Annotated in this window: 1 protein-coding gene; it reads left to right on the plus strand. The window is 57.1% G+C overall.

Annotated elements, in window-relative coordinates:
- Positions 1 to 200 precede the first annotated feature (200 nt).
- The coding region (locus FVD38_RS26285) for an IS110 family transposase (protein ID WP_147937494.1) at positions 201 to 490 on the plus strand (290 nt) is incomplete at its 3' end.

Here is a 490-nt window from a genome sequence, read left to right on the forward strand (position 1 = left end):
GACTCTCGTATATTGAAGGTACCGCAGCGGAGCTGGTCTATGATGGCGACGAAGCGGTCGGGCGGAGTGATGCCGAACGACTCGAGTGCCGCTGAGCACGTGGGTCAGATAGGTGCCTCCGACCGTTTCATTTTGTTAGTCCGGACGGTATCTTGGGCCATCGCACACAGCGTGGAGCCCGCATACGAGAGAGGCCAAAAATGAATACGACACGTAACGATGTGCTGGGAATTGATGTCAGCAAGAAGAAGCTGGACCTGGCTTTGCTGATCAATGGGAAGTTGAAGGCAAAGGTGTTCGATAACACCTCTGCAGGCCACCGGGCCTTGGTGACGTGGTTACGCGACTCCAAAGCGTCGCTGTCGACGCTGCACATCTGCATGGAGGCGACCGGCGTCTACTACGAGGCGATCGCCACGACGCTCCACGCTGAGGGCTTCAATGTCAGCGTGGTCAATCCAGCCTGTATCAAGGGCTTTGGACTGGGCGA

It is taken from the genome of Massilia arenae (genome assembly GCF_008014745.1).
Lineage (GTDB): Bacteria > Pseudomonadota > Gammaproteobacteria > Burkholderiales > Burkholderiaceae_D > Telluria > Telluria arenae.